Here is a 22,494-nt window from a genome sequence, read left to right on the forward strand (position 1 = left end):
GACAACATCAGACCCCTGAACACCTGAAGGGCAGCATCACATGGCTGAGCGCCGCGTCAACGTCGGCTGGGCCGAGGGTCTCCACGCCCGCCCCGCCTCCATCTTCGTCCGAGCCGCCACGGCCACAGGCGTCCCGGTCACGATCGCCAAGGCCGACGGCTCCCCCGTCAACGCGGCCTCCATGCTGGCCGTCCTCGGCCTCGGCGCCCAGGGCGGCGAGGAGATCGTGCTCGCCTCCGACGCCGAGGGCGCGGACGCCGCCCTGGAGCGACTGGCGAAGCTGGTCGCCGAGGGTCTCGAAGAGCTTCCCGAGACCGTCTGACCGACGGCAGTACCGCCGATAAAGGCCCGCCCGGAATCCCGGGCGGGCCTTTATCTTGCACCACTCCTGGGGGGTGAATTCGCTTTTACGGGCAGCAGAAATGAACCCCTCGAATTCCCCTGTCTTTGTATACGGCGCTCCTGTTAATAACGCAGACCCGAGATGTTTACGGCACGTTGCGGGTTCCTCACACGGTCCGCCGCCTCGCCTCCGGCGGCGAAGCGCAGGCGGTGCGCCGGCGCCGATCGTTCGGCGTGCAGCGTCATGAGAGCCCGTGCGCGCTCGCCGTCGCCCCGGGCCACCGCGTCGACGATCGCGCCGTGCTCCGCCCAGCACCCCACCGGGTCGGCCGCGGCCTCCACGGCGTACAGCCAGGCGATCTTGTGGCGCAGCTGGGTCAGCAACGCCGTCAGGGACGGGCTGCCGACGGCCTGGGCGAGGGTCTCGTGGAACCATCCGTCGAGCGAGCGCAGATCGTCGCCGCTCCCCTGCCTGGCACGCTCCTGTCCCAGCCGCACCAGCCCGCGCAGGACCTTGAGATGCGCCTCGGTACGGCGCCGGGCGGCCCGGGACGCGCCGAGGGGTTCGAGGAGCGTACGCGTCTCCAGCAGGTCCGCCGCCTCCCGCTCGGTCGGCTCCGCGACGCACGCGCCCGCGTGCCGCCGGGTCACCACGAACCCCTCCGCCTCCAGCGTGCGCAGTGCCTCACGGACCGGGACGCGGGAGACACCGTAGCGGCGGGCCAGGAGTTCCTCGGTGAGGCGGCTGCCGCGCCCGTGGACACCGGAGACGATGTCGTCCCGGATCGCCGTGCACACCGAATGCGCCGGAATGCGCATGCCCGACCTCCGCCTTCATCCCCGGGAAACGTCGACGATTGACGCGTGTTCAGCGACTCTAGGCCAATGCGGCGGGAATTCCGACGGCGATGTGGATTTCATGGACACTTTTTGGACAACGGCCACGTCGGGAACACCCCGGAAATGCGAAAGCCCCGGCTCGGGGAGCCGGGGCTTTCGCGTGCCGTTCGTCCGTCGTCAGACGTTCACTCCGTCGTCAGACGTTCACGCCGTGGGAGCGCAGGTAGGCGACGGGGTCCATGTCAGAGCCGTACTCGGGGCTCGTACGGGCCTCGAAGTGCAGGTGCGGTCCGGTGACGTTGCCGGTGGCGCCGGAGAGGCCGATCTGCTGTCCCGCGTCGACCGACTGGCCCACCGAGACACCGATGGACGACAGGTGGCCGTACTGCGTGTACGTGCCGTCGTGCATCTTGAGCACGACCTGGTTGCCGTACGCCCCGCCCCAGCCGGCCTCGACGACGGTGCCGACGCCGACCGCGTGCACGGAGGTGCCGGTGGAGGCGTGGAAGTCGATGCCGGTGTGGCTGCCGGAGGACCACAGGGAACTGCCGGCCTGGTACGCGGTGGAGACGTAGGAGGCGGTGATCGGCGTGACGAAGGTGTTGAGGCGCTTGCGCTCCGCCTCCCGCGCGGCGCGCTCCTTGGCCTCGCGCGCCTCCTCGGCGGCCTCGGCGGCCCGCTCGCGCGCGGCCTCCTGCGCCGCCTCACGGGCGGCGGCGTCCAGGGCGGCCTGCTTCTGCGCGGCGGCCTGGGCGTCGATCTCGTCGGCCAGGGAGTCGCCGATGCTGATGACCGGGGTGAGCCCGCTCTGCTCCGCCTGGGGCTCGGCGGCGAGCGCCGGAGCCGCGAGGGTGCCGACGACGCCGGTGGTGGCGAGGGCCGCGACACCCGCCGCGCGGGCGGTGGTGCGGTGCATCCGGCCGGGACGGCGGTGCTTGCCGACGGCGCGCGTGAACGCCATGTGGAGGCTGGTCCTTTCCTTCCCTCTCGCCTACCGGGTTAGCTGACGGGTTCGGAGGTGGAAGGTCTCCTACGGGCCCCCTCGCGGCACGCGCGGGCGTCCGATTCACCCCAGGGACTACGGTGGGTCCCCGGCTCCCCTGGCTCGCGCCGTACGGGGACTCGGCGATGACTGTCCGGTGCCGCGGGTGCGGCGCACTGCCTGACGAACAGCCCGGAAGACGCTAAACGCGGTTGTCTTCAATCCTCAAACGCAACCGGCTTTTTGTAGCGCATGCCACAGCGCAGACAGGCAGCCTCTCCCTCAATTCGGACAAACGGCGGCCCTGGCGACACTCCGGTCACCAGGGCCCCAGCGCGTACCGCTACTCGGCCGCCACCACGGTGACTTCACCGATGCCGAGCGCCTCGACCGGCTCCTTGATCTGTGCCGCGTCGCCGACGAGGACCGTCACCAGACGGTCCACCGGGAAGGCGTTCACGACCGCCGCCGTGGCCTCCACGGTGCCCGTGGCGGCGAGTTGGCGGTAGAGCGTCGCCTGGTAGTCGTCGGGCAGGTGCTGCTCGACCTGGTCGGCCAATGTGCTCGCGACGGCGGCCGCCGTCTCGTACTTCAGCGGCGCCACGCCCACCAGGTTCTGCACGGCGACGTCACGCTCGGCGTCGGTGAGCCCGCCCTCGGCGAGCTTGCGCAGCACCGTCCACAGGTCCTCCAGGGCCGGGCCGGTGTTGGGGGTGTCGACGGAGCCGCTGATGGCCAGCATGGCGGCGCCGGTCCCGTCGGGCGCGGAGCGCAGGACCTGCCCGAACGCCCGGACTCCGTAGGTGTAGCCCTTCTCCTCGCGCAGGACGCGGTCCAGACGCGAGGTGAGGGTGCCGCCGAGGCAGTAGGTGCCGAGCACCTGGGCGGGCCACACGCGGTCGTGCCGGTCGGAGCCGGTGCGGCCGATGAGCAGCTGCGTCTGGACGGCGCCGGGGCGGTCCACGATGACGACCCGGCCCCGGTCGTCGGCGGTCACCGACGGCACGGGACGGGGCTCCGCGGCGGAGCCGGTCCACGCGCCCAGCGTCTCGCCGAGCAGCGCGTCGAGGTCCACGCCGGTGAGGTCTCCGACGACCACGGCGGTGGCCGTGGCGGGCCGGACGTGCTTCTCGTAGAAGGCGCGTACGGCGGCGGAGTCGATGCTCGCGACGGTCTCCTCGGTGCCCTGGCGGGGGCGCGACATGCGCGTCCCGGCCGGGAACAGCTCCTTGGAGAGCTCCTTGGCGGCCCGGCGGGCGGGGTTGGCCAGCTCGTGCGGGATCTCGTCGAGGCGGTTGCGGACCAGCCGTTCGACCTCGCCGTCCGCGAACGCGGGCGCCCTCAGGGCGTCGGCGACCAGGCCGAGGGCCTTGGCGAGGCGCGAGACGGGCACCTCCAGGCTCAGCCGGACGCCGGGGTGGTCGGCGTGCGCGTCGAGGGTGGCCCCGCAGCGCTCCAGCTCGGCGGCGAAGTCCTCGGCGGAGTGCTTGTCGGTGCCCTCCGAGAAGGCCCGCGCCATGATGGTGGCGACGCCGTCGAGACCGGTGGGCTCGGCGTCCAGGGGCGCGTCGAGCAGCACCTCGACGGCGACGACCTGCTGGCCGGGGCGGTGGCAGCGCAGCACGGTCAGGCCGTTGTCGAGGCTGCCGCGCTCCGGTGCCGGGAACGCCCACGGCCTGGGCTCGCCGGCCTGCGGCTGCTGGTGGAATTCCATGGTGGCGAGCTCGGTCACTTGGCCGCCTCCTCGTTCTCGTCGGTGGCGTCGTTCACGTCGGCGGGAGCGGTGGGCTCGTAGACGAGCACCGCGCGGTTGTCGGGGCGCAGGCGGGCCTTGGCGACCTTTTGGACCTCTTCCGCCGTGACCTCGAGCACCCGCTGCACGGCGGTGAGGGCGAGCTGCGGGTCGCCGAACAGGACCGCGTAGCGGCACAGTTCGTCGGCGCGGCCCGCGACCGTGCCCAGGCGGTCCAGCCACTCGCGCTCCAGCTGGGCCTGGGCGCGCTCCATCTCCTCGGCGGTCGGGCCCTCCTGGGCGAACCGGGCGAGTTCCTCGTCGATGGCGGTCTCGATGACCGGCACCTCCACGTCACCGGACGTCTTCACGTCCAGCCACCCCAGGGAGGGCGCTCCCGCGAGCCGCAGCAGACCGAAGCCGGCGGCGACGGCCGTGCGGTCGCGGCGCACCAGCCGGTTGTACAGCCGGGACGACTCGCCGCCGCCCAGGACGGTGAGGGCCAGGTCGGCTGCGTCGCACGCGCGCGTGCCGTCCTCCGGCAGGCGGTAGGCCGCCATCAGGGCGCGGGCCGGGACCTCCTCCTCGACGACCTCGCGCAGCTCCCCGCCCATGACGTCGGGCAGCGAACCGTCCCGGGGCGGCTGCTTGCCGTCGTGCGAGGCGATGGAGCCGAAGTACTTCTCGACCCAGGCGAGGGTCTGCTCGGGGTCGATGTCGCCGACGACCGACAGCACCGCGTTGTTCGGCGCGTAGTAGGTGCGGAAGAACGCGCGCGCGTCCTCCAGGGTCGCCGCGTCCAGGTCGGCCATCGAGCCGATCGGCGTGTGGTGGTAGGGGTGGCCCTCCGGGTAGGCGAGGGCGGTCAGCTTCTCGAACGCGGTGCCGTAGGGGACGTTGTCGTAGCGCTGGCGGCGCTCGTTCTTGACGACGTCCCGCTGGTTCTCCATCGACTCCTCGTCGAGGGCGGCGAGCAGCGAGCCCATGCGGTCGGCCTCCAGCCAGAGGGCGAGCTCCAGCTGGTGGGCGGGCATGGTCTCGAAGTAGTTGGTGCGCTCGAAACTGGTGGTGCCGTTGAGCGAGCCACCGGCGCCCTGCACCAGTTCGAAGTGACCGTTGCCCTTGACCTGGGCGGAGCCCTGGAACATCAGGTGCTCGAAGAGGTGAGCCAGGCCGGTGCGCCCCTTGACCTCGTGGCGCGAGCCGACGTCGTACCAGAGGCACACCGCCGCGACCGGGGTCAGGTGGTCCTCGGAGAGCACCACGCGCAGGCCGTTGGCCAGGCGGTGCTCGGTCGCTGTCAGGCCGCCGGAGTCTGCCTGGGCTGTGGCCGTGTGACCCATGGGCATGTACGTCCCTTCGCTCGCGGAATCTTGGTGGAGTCATGGGGCGGAACTGCGGAATTCCGCCGGTCCCGCCACTGTATGCAAGCGTGCGGGCCACCGGTGAAGTTCCCGCACCTCCTACGCCGAGAGCGAGAACGGGGTTGGCGGTCCGACGGGGGCGAGGGCGTACCCTGCGGGCAGCGCCGGGCCGGGCAGCCCGTGACGGGTCCTGGTCGGTCGCTGTCAGTGCCGCGGTCCACAATGGACCGCGTCAGATCACCGTTCACGCTTCAGCAAGGAGCCGGCAGCGATGGCCCGCCGTAGCACGAAGACCCCGCCGCCCGACGACGCGTACGAGGAGAGGATCCTCGACATCGACGTCGTCGACGAGATGCAGGGCTCCTTCCTCGAGTACGCGTACTCGGTCATCTACTCCCGTGCGCTCCCGGACGCCCGCGACGGCCTCAAGCCGGTGCACCGCCGCATCGTGTACCAGATGAACGAGATGGGTCTGCGGCCCGAGCGCGGCTACGTGAAGTGCGCCCGTGTCGTCGGCGAGGTCATGGGCAAGCTGCACCCCCACGGCGACGCGTCCATCTACGACGCCCTGGTGCGCATGGCCCAGTCCTTCTCCATGCGCGTGCCCCTGGTGGACGGCCACGGCAACTTCGGCTCGCTGGGCAACGACGACCCGCCGGCCGCCATGCGGTACACCGAGTGCCGGATGGCCGAGGCGACCAGCCTCATGACGGAGTCCATCGACGAGGCCACCGTCGACTTCGGTCCCAACTACGACGGCCAGGAGCAGGAGCCGGTGGCGCTGCCCGCCGCCTTCCCGAACCTGCTGGTCAACGGCGCCTCCGGCATCGCGGTCGGCATGGCCACGAACATGCCGCCGCACAACCTGCGCGAGGTGATCGCGGCCGCCCGGCACCTGATCCGGTACCCGAACGCCGACCTCGAAGCCCTGATGAAGCACGTGCCGGGCCCCGACCTGCCGACCGGCGGCCGGATCGTCGGCCTGCCCGGCATCCGGGACGCCTACGAGACGGGCCGCGGCACGTTCAAGATCCGCGCGACGGTGTCCGTGGAGACCGTGACGGCCCGCCGCAAGGGCCTGGTCGTCACCGAGCTGCCCTTCGCGGTCGGCCCCGAGAAGGTCATCGCCAAGATCAAGGACCTGGTGGGCTCGAAGAAGCTCCAGGGCATCGCGGACGTCAAGGACCTCACCGACCGCGAGCACGGGCTGCGCCTGGTCATCGAGATCAAGAACGGCTTCGTGCCCGAGGCGGTCCTGGAGCAGCTCTACAAGCTGACGCCGATGGAGGAGTCCTTCGGCATCAACAACGTCGCCCTGGTGGACGGCCAGCCCCTCACCCTGGGCCTCAAGGAGCTGCTGGAGGTCTATCTCGACCACCGCTTCACCGTCGTACGGCGCCGCAGCGAGTTCCGCCGCACCAAGCGCCGCGACCGCCTGCACCTGGTCGAGGGCCTGCTCACCGCCCTGGTCGACATCGACGAGGTCATCCGGCTCATCCGCTCCAGCGAGAACTCCGCGCAGGCCAAGCAGCGCCTGATGGAGCGGTTCTCGCTGAGCGACATCCAGACGCAGTACATCCTGGACACGCCGCTGCGCCGGCTCACCAAGTTCGACCGCATCGAGCTGGAGTCGGAGAAGGACCGGCTGAACGCGGAGATCGAGGAACTGACCCGCATCCTCGACTCGGACGCCGAGCTGCGCAAGCTGGTCTCCGCCGAACTGGCGGCGGTGTCGAAGAAGTTCGGCACCGACCGGCGTACGGTCCTGCTGGAGTCGTCCGGGGCCCCGGTGGCCGCGGTGCCGCTCCAGGTGGCGGACGACCCGTGCCGGGTGCTGATGTCGTCGACGGGGCTGATCGCCCGTACGGCGAGCGACGAGCCCCTGGTCACGGAGGCGGGCGCGAAGCGCGTCAAGCACGACCTGATCGTCTCGGCGGTGGCGGCCACGGCCCGGGGCGAGGTGGGCGTGGTGACGTCCGCGGGCCGCCTCCTGCGGGTGAACGTCGTCGACCTCCCCCAGCTCCCGGAGCCCATGCCCACGCCGAACCTGTCCGGCGGTGCGCCGCTGGCGGAGTTCGTCTCCCTGGAGGACGACGAGACGGTCGTCTGTCTGACCACGCTGGACGAGTCGTCGCCCGGTCTCGCGCTCGGCACCGAGCAAGGCGTCGTCAAGCGTGTCGTGCCCGACTATCCGTCGCACAAGGACGAGTTGGAGGTCATCTCCCTCAAGGAGGGCGACCGGATCGTGGGCGGCGTCGAGTTGCGCACCGGTGACGAGGACCTGGTCTTCATCACGGACGACGCGCAGCTGCTGCGCTACCAGGCCGCGCAGGTCCGCCCGCAGGGCCGCCCCGCGGGCGGTGTGGCGGGCGTCAAGCTCGCCGAGGGCGCCAAGGTCATCTCCTTCACGGCGGTGGACCCCGCCGCGGAAGCGGTGGTCTTCACGGTCGCCGGTTCGCGCGGCACGCTCGACGACTCCGTGCAGACCACCGCCAAGCTCACCCCCTTCGACCAGTACCCGCGCAAGGGCCGCGCCACGGGTGGCGTGCGCTGCCAGCGGTTCCTGAAGGGCGAGGACTGCCTGGCCTTCGCCTGGGCCGGCGCCACCCCGGCGCTCGCCGCGCAGCGCAACGGCTCTCCGGCCCAGCTCCCGGACATCGACCCGCGCCGCGACGGCTCGGGCGTGTCCCTGCCGAAGACGGTGGCCGTGGTGGCGGGACCGGCCTAGATCCCGTTCCGGGAGGCGGGCGGCGGCTCCACGCCGCCCGGCTCCTCGGCGTCGGGCTCCTCGGCGTCGGGCTCCGGTACGTAGCGCAGGACGCCCCACATGCCGTGCTCGTCGGCGGGCGGGGCGTCGGCGGCCCGGCGGCACGCGTCGAGTTCCGCGCGGAGGGCCGGCGCGTCGATGCCGGAGCCGATGAGCACCAGCTGGGTGCGGCGGGCGTCGGCGGCCGGCCAGGGCTCCGGGTAGAAGCGCAGGAAGCGCCCGACGGCATGGACGGCGTACCTGTTCCGCGTGTCGTACGGCCCGAAGTCGACGTAGCCCTTGATCCGGTAGAGGCCCTCGGGCCGGCTGTCGAGGAAGGTCATGAGACGGCGCGGGTCGAGCGGAGCACCCGAGACGAAGGACAGGGTGTCGTAGGCGGCGTGCAGGTGCTCGGCATGTGCGCCGCCCCCCGAGTGGTCGTGCAGGTCGTCGAAGGACAGCTGCCCCACACGTTCCTCGCCGGGTCGGCAGTCGTAGAGGAACTCCGGGTCGATACGGCCGTAGGTCGCGGGCACGACGGCGGCGCGGTCGCCGAGCGAGCGGACGAGGGCGAGCACCCGCTCGGCGTCCGGCGCCCGGTCCGTCTTGTTGACCACGATCAGGTCGGCGAGCGCCAGGTGCCTGTCGATCTCGGGGTGCCTGAGACGCGTGGCGTCGAACTCGGCGGCGTCGACCACCTCGACCAGTCCGCCGTAGACGACGCCGGGCTGTTCGCTGGCGAGGAGCATGCGCACGAGTTCCTGCGGCTCGGCGAGACCGCTGGCCTCGATGACGATGACGTCGATGCCCGCGTCGGGGCGGGCCAACCGCTCCAGGTACCCGTCCAGTTCACCGGCGTCGACGGCACAGCACAGGCACCCGTTGCCGAGCGAGACGGTCGAGTCGCCGAGCGCGCCGGCGACCGCCATCGCGTCGATCTCGATCGAGCCGAAGTCGTTGACGATGGCACCGATACGGCTGCCTCCACTGCGGTGCAGGAGGTGGTTGAGCAGGGTGGTCTTTCCTGAGCCGAGGAAGCCGGCGAGTACGACGACCGGAATCTGCTGCGGAATCGGGCGCTGCCCCACCGTGCGACCTCTCTCTCACCCACGCGTACGCCGGCCCGCACCAGCGCGTACACCCCTGTACGGAATTGCCTGATCAGGATACGAGCCGGTGCGGTCGACACGGAGTGAACGATTGTCAGCAGCGCTCGCGGGGCAGACGTTGGACAAGGCGCCGGACCGTGCGACCCTCGCTTCCCTCCGTGCGCCTCCTCTCCGCCTCCCCGCCGGTCAGCGCCGCTCGGCACTCTGGAGGCGGCAAGCGCCGCCCCTTGCTCGCCGGTCCCCGTCAGCCGACCCGCACTCGACGACCGGCGGCGGGGCCGCCTGATTCGGGGGTTGACATGGCCACACGGAAGAACACCACGGGGAGGTTCGGCTCCGCCGCGGCGGGCATGCTGCTCGCCACGGCCGGGGTGACGCTGGCCGTACTTCAGCGCGCCTTGGAAGCGGAACGGCTGCGGACACGGCGGCTCGAACTCGAGGAGACCGTCTCACGCCGCCGGGCGCTGGCACACCAGCAGCGCATGCACTGGGAACTGCTGTCCAGGGCGATTGACGACCCGACACTGGCCTCGGTGATCGACACGTACGACCCCGCCATCCCGACGGAGAAGCGCCGCCAGTACTTCTACGCCAACGCCTGGTACGTCAACCTCTACCACCTCTACCGCGCGGGCCTCCTGGACCGGGAGGAGCTGTACGGGCATGCCCGGGAACTCTTCCAGAACCCCCTGATGCGGGAGTACTGGGACGCGTCGAGGGGACAGCGGGCGACGCTCAAGCAGTCGTCCGACGAAGCACGGATCGGGCTCCTGGTCGACGCCCTCATCAACGACCTGGACGAAGCCGACACGGACGAGTGGTGGGTGGTGGGCACGCCTCCGACACCGTGACCCACCGACGAAGGGCACGGCCGGCCGGTCGACTCGACGGCAGGGGACTTCTCCGGTCGTCCCCGACTTCGGAAGCCCTCGTGCTGAGCGCCCCGCGGCAGCTCCGTCGCGCCCCCCGCGCAGGCGTGATCGCCGCGGTGAACATCGATACCGGGCAGGTATGAGTAGTCTCTCGCCTTGCAGCCACCGCGGGCGAGGAGTCGGCGGTGTGCTGCCTTCACCGAGAGCCCAGCTCATATGTAAGGACCGGTACTACCTTGAAAATCGTGCGCCGTATCGGTGTGCCGCCAAGCGCCCGTGGCAGTGCTTCAGGAGCCAACTGCCCGGACCTGTTCGAACTGAGCGACGGCAACTTCGCCGTCATCGGCACCGAGGCCACCGAGGCGCTGGAGCGCGACCTGCCCGCCGACGCCTCCCGCGCCGACTACGAACGCATCGTGGTCATCAGCCGGGAAACCCTGATCCGCGCCAAGGCGGACATCCCCGACGCCTGACCTCCCGCGGGGCGCCCGGCCACCAGACCCGCCCCGTCGCACCGGCCCGGCCGCACACGACCTGCCACCGCGCCGGACCGAACGCCCGAGCCCTCGGCACCCCGTCCGCTCGGCGACCCCACCGATGAGGCCTGGCGCCGGAACGGCACCAGGCCGCACGGACGCACCTCCCAGAACCCACCTCCCCAAGCCCGCCACCCCGGCGAGACCGACGCGAGCGCCGGACACGACCGGAGTAGCGCTCAGGCACCACTGAAGGTCACCGCGAGCGAAGTCAGGTTAGGCTCACCTCTGTGAGTACGTGCTCAACCGTCTCCCGGGACCTCGACGAACCCGTTGCGGGCACCGCGCCCGTGGCGAGGACCTGGTTGCTGCTCGAACAGCCCGGCCCGTGGGGTGCCAAGGCGCTCACTTCGAGCCACCTGGATCCCGCGCTGGGCCGCGCCCTGGAGGCCGCCGCGAAGGGCACGGGTGTTCGCATCGCCCTCATCCGTCGGCCCGGACGCCACGCCGACCGCGGCACCCCGGACGCGCGCCGGGTGTACGCGGCCCACACCGTGCCGGGCAATGTGTGGCTGCACCACACCACCCTCACGGACCCCCGCCGGTTGCTCGACCTCGATCTCGCCGCACTCGGCAGGGGCGACGCCCGTGCCTTCGACTCGGCCCTCGGAGCCGGCCCGCATCGCGGGGAGCCGCTGGCCCTGGTGTGCACCAACGGCAAGCGCGACCGGTGCTGCGCGCTCCTCGGCCGGCCGCTGGCCGCCGAGCTCGCCGCCTCCGGGGCGGGCGACGTCTGGGAGGTCACCCACCTGGGTGGCCACCGCTTCTCCCCCACGGTCCTCGTGCTGCCCCACGGATATGTGTACGGACGGGTCCAGGCGCACACCGTCAAGGAGATCATCGGCAGCGCCCGGGAGGGCCGGATCGTCACCGGGGGGTGCCGCGGGAACTCGGCCTGGGAGCGGCCCGGACAGGCGGCCGAGCTGGCCGTGCGCGCGGCCGTCGGCGAGGGCGCGGCCGAGGCCCTGCGGGTCGTTCGGACGGAGGGCGCCACGCCGCGCTGGGAGGTGACCCTGGCCCACGGCGACGGGCGGCAGTGGCGGGTCACCGTGGCGCAGGGGGCGTCGGCGCCCCCGCGTCCGGAGAGCTGCGGGGCGTCGGTGCTGGGGTCGCCGGCGCGTATGGAGGTCACGGCGGTACGGGAACTGTCGGTGACGGCGGCGCTCGCCGGCTGAGCGGCGCCCCGGCGCACCCGGCCCGGGCCGGCCCCGCCGACGGCAACGGCAACGATCAGGAGATTCGCGCCACACCCCTCTACGGCATGCCCCCGCCTCCCACGTACCGTCATGGGTATGAGCTCCACTCCCCCCGCGCGCCGCCTGCGCCTCGGCCTGCCGCGGCGGGTCTTCTCCCAGGTGCTGCTGATGCAGCTGGCGATCGCCGCGGGAGTAGCCGTCCTCGCGACCGGGTTGTTCCTGGCGCCGCTCGGCGACCAGCTGGACGACCAGGCGATGCGCCGGGCGCTCGCCATCGCGCAGACCACGGCGCAGCAGCCGCGGGTGGCCGAGGAGCTGCGGACCACGCGCCCGGCTCCGGACGGCCCGGTGCAGCGGGAGACGGAGCGCATCCGGAAGGCCACGAAGGCGGAGTACGTCGTCGTGATGGACCGGGAGGGCGTGCGCTGGTCGCACACCGACCCGGAGCGGATCGGGGAGGTCGTCTCCACCGACCCCGGGCAGGCCCTGGCGGGCCGCGAGGTCATGGAGATCGACGACGGCACCCTGGGCCGTTCCGCGCGCGGCAAGGTGCCGCTGCGCGACGGGGACGGTGCGGTCGTCGGCGCGGTGTCGGTCGGCATCGCCTACGACAGCGTCCGCGCACGGCTGGTCCACGCCATTCCCGGTCTGTTCGCGTACGCCGGCGGCGCACTGGCCGTAGGCGCGCTGGCCGCCTGGCTCATCTCGCGCCGGGTGCAGCGGCAGACCCGGGACCTGGCCTTCTCGGACATCGCGGGGCTGCTCGCGGAGCGCGAGGCCATGCTGCACGGCATCCGGGAGGGGGTCGTGGCCCTGGACCGCGGCGGTCTGGTCCGCCTGCTCAACGACGAGGCGCAGCGCCTGCTGGGCATCGGCTCCGAGGCCGTCGGCCGCTCCCCCGAGGAGGCGCTCGGCGCGGGCCGTACGGCCGATGTCCTGGCCGGCCGGGTGACCGGCACCGACCTGCTCACCGTCCGCGGTCAGCGGGTCCTGGTCGCCAACCGGATGCCGACCGACGACGGCGGTGCCGTGGCCACGCTGCGGGACCGCACCGAGCTGGAGCAGCTCGGCCGGGAACTGGACTCGACGCGCGGCCTGATCGACGCCCTGCGCGCACAGGACCACGAGCACGCCAACCGCATGCACACCCTGCTCGGGCTGCTGGAACTGGAGATGTACGACGACGCAGTGGAGTTCGTCGGCGAGGTGGTGGGCGATCACCGGGTGACCGCGGAGCAGATCACCGAGCGGATCCAGGACCCGCTGCTGGCCGCCCTACTCGTCGGCAAGGCGACCGTCGCGGCGGAACGGGGAGTCACCCTGTGGGTGTCGGACCGTACGCGGCTGCCGGACCGTCTGGTCGACCCGAGGGGACTCGTGACCGTCGTCGGCAACCTGGTCGACAACGCGCTGGACGCCGCCGCGGGCTCGCCGCACGCGCGCGTGGAGGTCGAGTTGCGGGCGCGGGGGCGCGCCGTCACGCTCACGGTGCGCGACACGGGGCCCGGCGTCCCGGCGGACCAGCGGGAGCTGGTGTTCACGGCGGGATGGTCGACGAAGGAGCGGCCGGCGCACCGGCAGCGCGGTATCGGCCTGTCGCTGGTCCGCAGGCTGGCCGAGCGGCAGGGCGGCAGCGCCACCGTCGAGGCGGCGTACGGCGGGGGTGCGGAGTTCGTCGTCGTCCTGCCCGAGGCACTGACCGGGGCCGACCCGGAACCGGCGCTCACCGCGCCCGCCGCCCTAGCCCCCATGAACACCAGCGCCGAGGAGGAGGGCCGATGATCGAGGTCCTGGTCGTGGACGACGACACGCGGGTCGCTCGGGTCAACGCCGCCTACGTCGAGAAGGTGCCGGGCTTCCACGTGGCGGGCCAGGCGCACAACGCGCTGGAGGCGCTGCGCGCTGTGGAGGCGCTCCCCCGCGTGGATCTGGTCCTGCTGGACCACTACCTGCCCGACCGGACCGGCCTGGACGTGGTCCAGGACATGCGGCGGCGCGGCCACCAGACCGACGTGATCATGGTGACGGCGGCGCGGGACGTGTCGACCGTCCAGGCGGCGATGCGCCAGGGCGCCCTGCAGTACCTGGTCAAGCCGTTCGCCTTCGCGGGGCTGCGCGCCAAGCTGGAGGCGTACGCCGAGCTGCGGCGCACCCTCGACGGCGGGGGTGAGGCGGAGCAGGCGGAGGTCGACCGGATATTCGGCGCCCTGTCGGCTCCGTCGGAGCCCGGGCTGCCCAAGGGGCACTCCCCCACCACGGCGGAGCTGGTGCGCCAGTGCCTGATGAAGGCCGACGGCGCGCTGTCCGCGCAGGAGATCGCCGACCTGACCGGGGTGAGCCGACAGACCGCTCAGCGTTACCTCAAGCTGCTGGAGCGCACGGGGCGGGCCAGGCTGACCCTCAAGTACGGGGACGCGGGCCGCCCGGAGCACCGTTACGCATGGGCGACCCGCACCTGAGCGGCACCGCGTCGACGGGGCCGCCGCCTATACCGCCCCCGCGCCGGTCAGCGACCGCACCTCCGTCTCGGCGTGCTTGGCCTCGTCCGGCACCTCGGGCGAGGTGACGGTGCCCAGCCAGCCCGCCAGGAAACCCAGCGGGATCGAGACCAGGCCCGGGTTCTGCAGCGGGAAGAACTGGAAGTCGGCACCCGGGAACAGCGACTGCGGGCTGCCCGACACCACCGGGGACAGCAGCACGAGAACCACGGCGGGGACGAGGCCGCCGTAGACGGCCCACACGGCGCCGCGCGTGGTGAATCCGCGCCAGAACAGCGAGTAGAGCAGCACGGGCAGGTTTGCGGACGCCGCGACGGCAAAGGCGAGGCCCACGAGGAAGGCCACGTTGAGGTCCCGCGCGAGCAGGCCGAGAGCGATGGCGACGGCGCCGGTCGCGACGGCGGCGACACGGGCCACGGCGACCTCACTGCGCGGTGCGGCGTCACGGCGCCGCAGGGACGCGTACAGGTCGTGGGCCACGGAGGCGGAGGAGGCCAGGGTGATGCCGGCGACCACCGCCAGGATGGTGGCGAACGCCACCGCGGCGACGACCGCGAACAGCACCGTCCCCCCGGTGGAGCCCGCGCCGCCGCCCAGGTCGAGGGCGAGCAGCGGGACCGCCGTGTTCCCGGCCGCGTTCGACGTTCGCACGGCATCCGGCCCGACCAGGGCCGCGGCGCCGAACCCGAGCACGATCGTCATCAGGTAGAAGCCGCCGATGAGGCCGATCGCCCAGACGACGGACCGCCTCGCCGCCCGGGCGGTGGGCACGGTGTAGAAGCGGGACAGGATGTGCGGCAGCCCGGCCGTGCCCAGCACCAGGGCGAGCCCCAGACTGATGAAGTCGAAGCGTGAGGTCCAGTCCCCGCCGTAGGCCAGACCGGGCGCCAGGAACGCCTCGCCGTGACCGCTGCGTTCGGCCGCCGTACGCAGCAGCCGGTCGAAGTCCCCGTGGAAGCGCACCAGGACGAGCGTGGTCAGCGCGACGGTCCCGCCGAGCAGCAGCACCGCCTTCACGATCTGGATCCAGGTGGTGGCCCGCATGCCGCCCAGCGACACGTAGATCACCATGAGGGCGCCGACGCCGATGACCGTCCAGGTGCGCGCCGCCTCGGTGGTACCGCCGAGCAGCAGGGCGACCAGGCTGCCCGCACCCACCATCTGCGCCACCAGGTACAGGACGGAGACGGTGACCGACGAGGTGCCCGCGGCGATCCGCACCGGCCGCTCACGCATCCGTGCCGCCACGACGTCGGCGAGGGTGAACCGTCCGCAGTTGCGCACCAGTTCGGCGACGAGGAACAGGACGACGAGCCAGGCGACCAGGAAGCCCACCGAGTACAGCATGCCGTCGTAGCCGTAGAGCGCGATGAGCCCCGAGATGCCGAGGAAGGAGGCGGCCGACATGTAGTCACCGGCGATGGCAAAACCATTCTCCATCGGGGAGAAGAGCCGGCCGCCCGCGTAGAACTCCTCCGCCGAGCCCTGCCGGTGGCGGCTCACCCAGGTGGTGATGGCCAGCGTGACGGCGACGAACGCGCTGAACAGGAACAGCGCCAGGGTCTGGTGGTCGCCCGTCACGACGCTCCCCCTCGCGCTCCGCGCGTCAGTTCCTGGGTCTCCCAGCGCAGTTCCAGCGCGGCCCGGTCCCTGCGCAGCCGGGCGTGCCGGGCGTAGGCCCAGGTGAGCAGGAACGTGCTGAGGAACTGCCCGAGCCCCGCGAGCATCGCCACGTTCACCGCTCCGGCCACGGGCCGGGCCATCAGCGCGGGCGCCGCGGTGGCGGCCACCACATAGGCGGCGTACCAGCCCAGGAAGGCGACCACCGCCGGCACCACGAACCGTCGGTACCTGCCGCGGACCTCCTGGAAGGCCGCGCTGCGCTGGACCTCCAGGTACACGTCGGCCGCGATCCGGTCCGGGTCCCGCACAGCTTCCCGGCGCGTCGAGGGCAACGCCCCCTCGGTGCCCCGGGTGACGGGCGACTCGCCCCAGCCGGAGGCCAGGGCGTCGTACCACGGGTCGTCGTATCCCGGATGCGGAGCGCCCTGCGAGGAGGGCGGGTACGGGGCGCCGCGGTGATCCACCGCGCTCTCGGGACCGCCTCCGGCACCGCGAAGGCGATCATTGCTTGACTGCATGCCCAAGGATGGACAGAACGGGAAGATCCCCGACTCTTGTTCCCCTCGCGCTTCACCCCATCAGGTGACTGTGCCCGTGCGAGGTCGCACCGTCCCCTTCCCGTACCCGCGCCGTGACCCGGGGGTGCTGGGCGCGGTGGGCGGGGCTCTTCGCCTCCCCCTGGGGACGGACTCCTCACGCGCGGGCGCGCGACGGCCTGCCCCGGAGGCGCCGGCCGGGGTACGCGCACCGGAGCCGGTCCCCGGCGCGGAGCCCCGGGCCCGGCTTCACCGGTGGCGCGGGGTCACGCGTCGATGCGCGACCGGTCCAGCGTCGCCGCCGAACTGGAGATGAACTCCTTGCGGGGAGCGACGTCATTGCCCATCAGCAGGTCGAAGACCTGCTCGGCGGATTCCAGGTCGGTCAGGTTGATCCGGCGCAGGGTGCGGTGCCGGGGGTCCATGGTCGTCTCCGCCAGCTGGTCTGCGTCCATCTCGCCCAGACCCTTGTAGCGCTGGATGGAGTCCTTGTAGCGGACGCCCTGGCTCTGGAAGTCCATGAGCTTGTCGCGCAGCTCCCGGTCCGAGTACGTGTACACGTACTTGTCCTGGCCCTTCTTCGGCTGCACCAGCTCGATGCGGTGCAGCGGCGGCACCGCCGCGAAGACCCGGCCGGCCTCCACCATGGGCCGCATGTAGCGGTGGAACAGGGTCAGCAGCAGGGTGCGGATGTGGGAGCCGTCCACATCGGCGTCCGTCATCATGATGATCTTGCCGTACCGGGCCGCGTCGATGTCGAAGGTACGGCCGGACCCGGCCCCTATGACCTGGATGATCGCGCCGCACTCGGCGTTCTTGAGCATGTCGGTCACGGAGGACTTCTGGACGTTGAGGATCTTGCCGCGGATCGGCAGCAGCGCCTGGAACTCGGAGTTCCGGGCGAGCTTGGCCGTACCCAGGGCGGAGTCTCCCTCGACGATGAACAGCTCGCTGCGGTCGACGTCGTCGCTGCGGCAGTCGGCGAGCTTCGCGGGCAGCGAGGAGGACTCCAGGGCCGTCTTGCGGCGCTGGGCGTCCTTGTGCTGGCGGGCGGCGATGCGGGTGCGCGCCGCGGCGACGGCCTTCTCCATGACCACGCGGGCCTGCTGGGCGGCGTCGCGCTTGGTGGAGGTGAGGAACGCCTTGAGTTCCTTGCTGATGACGTTGTTCACGATCCGGCGGGCCGCCGAGGTGCCGAGGACCTCCTTGGTCTGGCCCTCGAACTGCGGCTCGGCGAGACGGACGGTCACGACCGCCGTGAGCCCCTCCAGGGCGTCGTCCTTGACGATGTCGTCCTCGGCGACGCGCAGCATCTTCTTGGCACGCAGCGCCTCGTTCATGGTCTTGGCCACGGCCTGCTCGAAGCCGGCGACGTGGGTGCCGCCCTTGGGCGTGGCGATGATGTTGACGAAGGACTTGAGGGTGGTGTCGTACCCCGTGCCCCAGCGCATCGCGACGTCGACCCCGAGGTCGCGGGTGACCTCGGTGGGCGTCATCTGGCCGTGCTCGTCGAGTACGGGGACCGTCTCCTTGAAGCTGCCCTGTCCACTGAAGCGGAGGACGTCGCAGACGGGCCGGTCGGCGGCCAGGAACTCACAGAACTCACTGATGCCGCCGTCGAAGCGGAAGGACTCCTCGCCCTTGCTGCCGCCGTCACCGAGTCCGAACTCGTCGCGGACGACGATGGTCAGCCCGGGGACCAGGAACGCGGTCTGGCGGGCGCGCTGGTGCAGCGTGTCCAGGGAGAGCTTGGCGTCCTTGAGGAAGATCTGGCGGTCGGCCCAGTACCGCACGCGCGTGCCGTTGCGGCCCTTGGGGATCTTCCTGGCCTTGCGCAGTCCGCTCTTGGCCTCGAACTTCGCGTCCGCCCCCGCGCCCGTGAAGGCACCCGGCACTCCGCGCCGGAAGCTGATGGCGTGCGTGTGCCCGCCGCGGTCCACCTCGATGTCCAGCCGGCTGGACAGGGCGTTCACCACGGAGGCGCCCACGCCGTGCAGACCGCCCGAGGCGGCGTACGAGCCACCGCCGAACTTGCCGCCGGCGTGCAGCTTGGTCATGACGACCTCGACCCCGGACAGGCCGGTCTTGGGTTCGACGTCGACCGGGATGCCCCGGCCGTTGTCGCGGACCTCCACCGAGGCGTCGTCGTGGAGGATCACCTCGATGTGGTCGCAGTAGCCCCCGAGGGCCTCGTCGACGGAGTTGTCGATGATCTCCCACAGGCAGTGCATCAGGCCACGGCTGTCGGTCGATCCGATGTACATGCCCGGACGCTTGCGTACGGCCTCGAGCCCTTCGAGGACGAGCAGGTGCCGCGCGGTGTAGTTGGATCCGTCCCGGTCTGCTCCTGCCAGCAGCGCAGTGGACGGCACGGATGTCTCGGCGGTCACGCGGTTCGCTCCTCGCTGAATTTCAGATGGGGCCCCGCTGGGTAAGGGCGCGGCTCGGTTCACCGGTCAGAGGGTACCGAGGCCTGGTAGAGCCGTTGTCACGCCACCCTCGTCGAGGACACACCCTAGTCCAGCCTCGTATAACTGTTCGATCCTTCGATGGGGTGAAGTACACATCACGTTCCCTTCGAGGCATGAACCATTTAGGCTCCGGGCACGTCCTCATGAACAAACCGGCAACCCAGCCGGCGGGACCGACACCGACCGACAGCGCGAACCCGTACGACACAGAGACACGCAATACGGCACATTCGCCGCCAACCGGCAACAGCCGGCCCCTCGGAAAGTTTTTTCGAGGAAAAGCCACGAGCGGGAACGTTTTGGGGCTGGTTGGATGTTGACCCTGGTACGACAGCTCGTCGAGCTAGAGAAGAGGCGACGTGACTACTGTTCTGACTTCCGCAAGCCCGCTGACGGCCGCTGATCGCTGCGACCGCTGCGGCGCCCAGGCCTACCTGCGCGTCGTCCTGCTGAGCGGCGGAGAACTGCTCTTCTGCGCCCACCACGGGCGCAAGTTCGAGCCGGAACTCAAGAAGATCGCCGCTGAGATACAGGACGAGACGGAGCGGCTGACGGCCGTTCCCGAATCTTCCGCCGAGGAAGAGCGCTGACGCTACGCGCCCGACGACGAGCCGACTCGGCACAGGCCGAACAACGGGCGGCCGCCTCCGTAACCCGGAGGCGGTCGCCCGTGCTCGTCCATGGCAGGCTCTCAGGGGCCGTCAGACGCCCGCGCGCCGACGCGCGGCATCGTCCCATCCCAGCGTCCGCAGAACGGCGGAGACGCGCGTGTAGACCCCCGGACTCCCGGGGCGCCCGCAGCCGCTCCCCCACGACACGAGGCCAATGAGCCTCCCCTGGGCGACCAGCGGCCCTCCGCTGTCCCCCTGGCAGGCGTCACGGCCGCCGGCGTCCTCGCCGGCGCAGAGCATGGTGGCGGCGAGATAGCGACCGTCGTCACTGCCCGAATACGCCCGTTGACAGATCGGGTCGGACTGCACCCGCACGCGGGCCGCCCGCAGGCCGTTCGCGTAGTCACCGGCCCCCGAGGTGTCTCCCCACCCGTAGACGAACGCGCTCGTCTCCGGCTCGTACGCGGGGTCGCCCTCGGCCGCCATCCCCAGGGCCCACCCGGCGGGCAGGGCTTCGGAGAGGGTGATCACGGCGAAGTCGCCGGCGTTGCTGGCGTCGTCGTGCGCCGGGTTCACCCAGACGTCGCGGACGGGGATCTCGTGGCCCTCGTCCGAGAGCAGATCCGTACGGCCCGCGATGACCCTCAGGTCGCGCACCTCCTCGGGCGGCGACCCGAGAACCTCCTCCGTCAGGCAGTGCGCCGCGGTGAGCACGGTGGTGCGGCCGACGGCCACGCCTCCGCAGAACTGTCCCGCCCGGGTACCTCCGAACCGGTCACGACTGGACAGGGCGACGGTCCACGGACTGTCGGACACTTCGACCGGAAAGCCGCCGACCACGATGCTGTCGGCGGAGGCGGGGGCGGCGGACACCAGCGGTATCGCGGTCGCCGCGGCCACCAGGACCAGCGGCCGGGCCAGTGCCCGGGCAAAGAGGCGACGCATGCAGGCTCCTCACTCTGGGTGGTCGTGGAACACCCAGAGTGATCCAGCACGCCGTGCCGCGCACCCGCTGATCAACGCGAAGGCCCGGTTCCCCACCTGGTGGAACCGGGCCCTGTCGCTCGTACGACCGCGATCTAGTCGAGGTAGTCGCGCAGCACCTGGGAGCGCGAGGGGTGGCGCAGCTTCGACATGGTCTTCGACTCGATCTGGCGAATGCGCTCACGCGTGACGCCGTACACCTTGCCGATCTCGTCGAGGGTCTTCGGCTGACCGTCGGTGAGACCGAAGCGCATGGAGACGACGCCCGCCTCACGCTCGGACAGGGTGTCGAGGACGGAGTGCAGCTGCTCCTGCAGGAGCGTGAAGCTGACCGCGTCGGCCGGGACGACCGCCTCGGAGTCCTCGATGAGGTCACCGAACTCGCTGTCGCCGTCCTCGCCCAGCGGGGTGTGCAGCGAGATGGGCTCGCGGCCGTACTTCTGGACCTCGATGACCTTCTCCGGGGTCATGTCGAGTTCCTTGGCCAGCTCCTCCGGGGTGGGCTCGCGGCCCAGGTCCTGGAGCATCTGGCGCTGCACACGCGCGAGCTTGTTGATGACCTCGACCATGTGCACCGGGATACGGATGGTGCGGGCCTGGTCGGCCATCGCGCGGGTGATCGCCTGACGGATCCACCAGGTGGCGTACGTGGAGAACTTGTAGCCCTTGGTGTAGTCGAACTTCTCCACCGCGCGGATCAGACCGAGGTTGCCCTCCTGGATCAGGTCCAGGAAGAGCATGCCGCGGCCGGTGTAGCGCTTGGCCAGGGAGACCACCAGGCGGAGGTTGGCCTCCAGCAGGTGGTTCTTGGCGCGGCGGCCGTCCTCGGCGATGATCTCCAGCTCGCGCTTGAGCTTGGGGGCGAGCTTGTCGGCGTTGGCCAGCTTGTCCTCGGCGAACAGACCGGCCTCGATGCGCTTGGCGAGCTCGACCTCCTGCTCGGCGTTGAGCAGGGGGACCTTGCCGATCTGCTTCAGGTAGTCCTTGACCGGGTCCGCGGTGGCACCGGCCGCGGCGACCTGCTGGGCCGGGGCGTCGTCCTCGTCCTCGTCGGACAGCACGAAGCCGGCGTTCTCGGTGCCCTCGGGCTCCTCCGTCGCGGCCTTCGGCTCCTCGATCGCCTCGTCCTCGAGGAGCTCGCCGTCCTCCTTCTTGGAGGTGGTCTTCTTGGCGGCCGTCTTCTTGGCGGTCGCCTTCTTCGCAGTCGCCTTCTTGGCGGTCGTCTTCTTGGCCGCCGCCTTCTTGGCGGGCGCCTCTTCCTCGACCGCCGGGTCGGCGGCGGGCGCCGCCGGGGTGGCGGGGGCGGTGGCCTTCCTGCTGGTCACCGTCTTGGCCGCGACCGTCTTGGTGGCGGTGCGCTTGGCGGGACTCTTCGCTGCGACGCTCTTACGGGTGCGCTTGGGCTCCGCGGCACTGACCATCAGCGTCACACCCTCTTCCTCGAGGATCTGGTTGAGGCTGCGCAGTACGTTCTTCCACTGAGTGGCCGGAATCTGGTCAGCTTCGAAGGCCCGACGCACGTCGTCGCCGGCGATCTGCCCCTCAGCCTTTCCCCGCTCAATGAGAGCCATGACAGAGACGGACTCGGCGATCTCCGGCGGGAGCGTACGGGATGTGCTGGCCGACACGAACAACCTCTCGGAACGTTGGAAAACGGCTTCCGGCCCCGTCCGTGACGGACGGGAGCCGACCACCGGCTTGGAATGGGCCGACGGCGCGGGCGTACCGGGAGAGGCACAGCGCCGTGTACGGCGTCCGTATTCCCTCCGCGGCTGTCACCTCTTAGGTCATCGCGTTGCTCCCACGAGCGTTACGCCCAATCCGCGTGGCCCGAGTCACACCCCGTAAGCATTCAAAACCGGTCAGAAGCGTATTAATGAGGTCACCGGCGAACGCAACCCGCCCACGTCGGAGGTCTCACCCTCTCATCACGCCGCCGGACCCCGTGGAATCACCGCGATTCCACGGGGTCCGGCGGCGACGGCGCACCGGCCGACCACCGCCGTAGGAGGGGTCCGGCGTGCCCGGCCCGCGCCGTTCCGATGGGACGCG

General features: G+C 71.3%; 18 protein-coding genes and 1 riboswitch. Of the genes, 8 read left to right on the plus strand and 10 right to left on the minus strand.

Going from position 1 to position 22,494, the window contains the following annotated elements:
• Positions 1 to 40 precede the first annotated feature (40 nt).
• Positions 41 to 322, plus strand: coding sequence for an HPr family phosphocarrier protein (locus ACZ6EG_RS30250; RefSeq protein ID WP_356612781.1), 282 nt, complete (start codon positions 41 to 43; stop codon positions 320 to 322).
• A 143-nt stretch (positions 323 to 465) separates the two neighbouring features.
• Here ACZ6EG_RS30250 and ACZ6EG_RS30255 read toward each other — a convergent pair whose 3' ends face one another.
• The 4 genes from ACZ6EG_RS30255 to ACZ6EG_RS30270 form a co-directional block, all read right to left on the minus strand.
• Positions 466 to 1,161, minus strand: coding sequence for a GntR family transcriptional regulator (locus tag ACZ6EG_RS30255; protein ID WP_391972153.1), 696 nt, complete (start codon positions 1,159 to 1,161; stop codon positions 466 to 468).
• A 217-nt stretch (positions 1,162 to 1,378) separates the two neighbouring features.
• The gene (locus ACZ6EG_RS30260) at positions 1,379 to 2,143 is read right to left on the minus strand and encodes a M23 family metallopeptidase (protein WP_391972152.1); all 765 of its coding nucleotides are present in this window, start codon (positions 2,141 to 2,143) and stop codon (positions 1,379 to 1,381) included.
• 12 nt (positions 2,144 to 2,155) lie between these two features.
• A riboswitch (cyclic di-AMP (ydaO/yuaA leader) is annotated at positions 2,156 to 2,320 on the minus strand.
• 187 nt (positions 2,321 to 2,507) lie between these two features.
• Positions 2,508 to 3,896, minus strand: coding sequence for a M16 family metallopeptidase (locus tag ACZ6EG_RS30265; protein ID WP_469609268.1), 1,389 nt, complete (start codon positions 3,894 to 3,896; stop codon positions 2,508 to 2,510).
• Complete coding sequence (locus ACZ6EG_RS30270; RefSeq protein ID WP_469609277.1) at positions 3,893 to 5,245, minus strand: M16 family metallopeptidase; 1,353 nt, start codon at positions 5,243 to 5,245, stop codon at positions 3,893 to 3,895. The genes ACZ6EG_RS30265 and ACZ6EG_RS30270 overlap by 4 nt, the downstream gene beginning before the upstream one ends.
• Before the next feature lie 286 nt (positions 5,246 to 5,531).
• Between ACZ6EG_RS30270 and ACZ6EG_RS30275 the strand changes: the two genes are divergently transcribed.
• A complete protein-coding gene (locus tag ACZ6EG_RS30275) occupies positions 5,532 to 7,988 on the plus strand; it encodes a DNA gyrase/topoisomerase IV subunit A (RefSeq protein ID WP_469609280.1) in 2,457 nt (818 codons plus the stop codon).
• Here ACZ6EG_RS30275 and ACZ6EG_RS30280 read toward each other — a convergent pair.
• Positions 7,985 to 9,094, minus strand: coding sequence for a CobW family GTP-binding protein (locus ACZ6EG_RS30280; RefSeq protein WP_391972149.1), 1,110 nt, complete (start codon positions 9,092 to 9,094; stop codon positions 7,985 to 7,987). The genes ACZ6EG_RS30275 and ACZ6EG_RS30280 overlap by 4 nt on opposite strands.
• A 320-nt stretch (positions 9,095 to 9,414) precedes the next feature.
• On the opposite strand from ACZ6EG_RS30280, the gene ACZ6EG_RS30285 reads away from it, so the two are divergent.
• The 5 genes from ACZ6EG_RS30285 (at position 9,415) to ACZ6EG_RS30305 (ending at position 14,178) form a co-directional block, all read left to right on the plus strand.
• Positions 9,415 to 9,966 carry a DUF6082 family protein gene (locus ACZ6EG_RS30285; protein ID WP_391972148.1) on the plus strand — a complete coding sequence of 184 codons (552 nt, stop codon included), beginning with the start codon at positions 9,415 to 9,417 and terminating at the stop codon, positions 9,964 to 9,966.
• A gap of 257 nt (positions 9,967 to 10,223) precedes the next feature.
• The gene (locus ACZ6EG_RS30290) at positions 10,224 to 10,460 is read left to right on the plus strand and encodes a hypothetical protein (RefSeq protein WP_391972147.1); all 237 of its coding nucleotides are present in this window, start codon (positions 10,224 to 10,226) and stop codon (positions 10,458 to 10,460) included.
• A 293-nt stretch (positions 10,461 to 10,753) separates the two neighbouring features.
• Entirely contained in the window at positions 10,754 to 11,698 is a 945-nt protein-coding gene (locus tag ACZ6EG_RS30295; protein ID WP_391972146.1) for a sucrase ferredoxin, read from the plus strand.
• Between the two features lie 117 nt (positions 11,699 to 11,815).
• The gene (locus ACZ6EG_RS30300; protein WP_469609287.1) at positions 11,816 to 13,501 is read left to right on the plus strand and encodes an ATP-binding protein; all 1,686 of its coding nucleotides are present in this window, start codon (positions 11,816 to 11,818) and stop codon (positions 13,499 to 13,501) included.
• Positions 13,498 to 14,178, plus strand: coding sequence for a response regulator (locus tag ACZ6EG_RS30305; protein ID WP_391972144.1), 681 nt, complete (start codon positions 13,498 to 13,500; stop codon positions 14,176 to 14,178). Before ACZ6EG_RS30300 ends, ACZ6EG_RS30305 begins: the two co-directional genes overlap by 4 nt.
• Positions 14,179 to 14,205: 27 nt before the next feature.
• Here ACZ6EG_RS30305 and ACZ6EG_RS30310 read toward each other — a convergent pair whose 3' ends face one another.
• From ACZ6EG_RS30310 to ACZ6EG_RS30320, 3 genes are all read right to left on the minus strand, one after another.
• Positions 14,206 to 15,798 carry a solute symporter family protein gene (locus ACZ6EG_RS30310; protein ID WP_391972143.1) on the minus strand — a complete coding sequence of 531 codons (1,593 nt, stop codon included), beginning with the start codon at positions 15,796 to 15,798 and terminating at the stop codon, positions 14,206 to 14,208.
• Positions 15,795 to 16,358 carry a DUF485 domain-containing protein gene (locus ACZ6EG_RS30315; protein WP_469609291.1) on the minus strand — a complete coding sequence of 188 codons (564 nt, stop codon included), beginning with the start codon at positions 16,356 to 16,358 and terminating at the stop codon, positions 15,795 to 15,797. Before ACZ6EG_RS30315 ends, ACZ6EG_RS30310 begins: the two co-directional genes overlap by 4 nt.
• A 284-nt stretch (positions 16,359 to 16,642) precedes the next feature.
• Positions 16,643 to 18,766 (minus strand): DNA gyrase/topoisomerase IV subunit B, encoded by a 2,124-nt coding sequence (locus ACZ6EG_RS30320; protein WP_469609294.1) that lies wholly within the window; start codon positions 18,764 to 18,766, stop codon positions 16,643 to 16,645.
• 440 nt (positions 18,767 to 19,206) lie between these two features.
• On the opposite strand from ACZ6EG_RS30320, the gene ACZ6EG_RS30325 reads away from it, so the two are divergent.
• Entirely contained in the window at positions 19,207 to 19,437 is a 231-nt protein-coding gene (locus tag ACZ6EG_RS30325) for a DUF7455 domain-containing protein (RefSeq protein ID WP_031035360.1), read from the plus strand.
• A gap of 111 nt (positions 19,438 to 19,548) precedes the next feature.
• On the opposite strand, the gene ACZ6EG_RS30330 is transcribed toward ACZ6EG_RS30325, so the two are convergent.
• Together ACZ6EG_RS30330 and ACZ6EG_RS30335 are read right to left on the minus strand one after the other, a co-directional pair.
• Positions 19,549 to 20,403 (minus strand): S1 family peptidase, encoded by an 855-nt coding sequence (locus ACZ6EG_RS30330; RefSeq protein ID WP_391972140.1) that lies wholly within the window; start codon positions 20,401 to 20,403, stop codon positions 19,549 to 19,551.
• A 134-nt stretch (positions 20,404 to 20,537) separates the two neighbouring features.
• On the minus strand, positions 20,538 to 22,070 hold the full coding sequence (locus ACZ6EG_RS30335) for an RNA polymerase sigma factor (protein ID WP_391972139.1): 1,533 nt from the start codon (positions 22,068 to 22,070) through the stop codon (positions 20,538 to 20,540).
• Between the last annotated feature and the right edge of the window lie 424 nt (positions 22,071 to 22,494).

This window comes from Streptomyces sp. NPDC041968 (assembly GCF_055589025.1).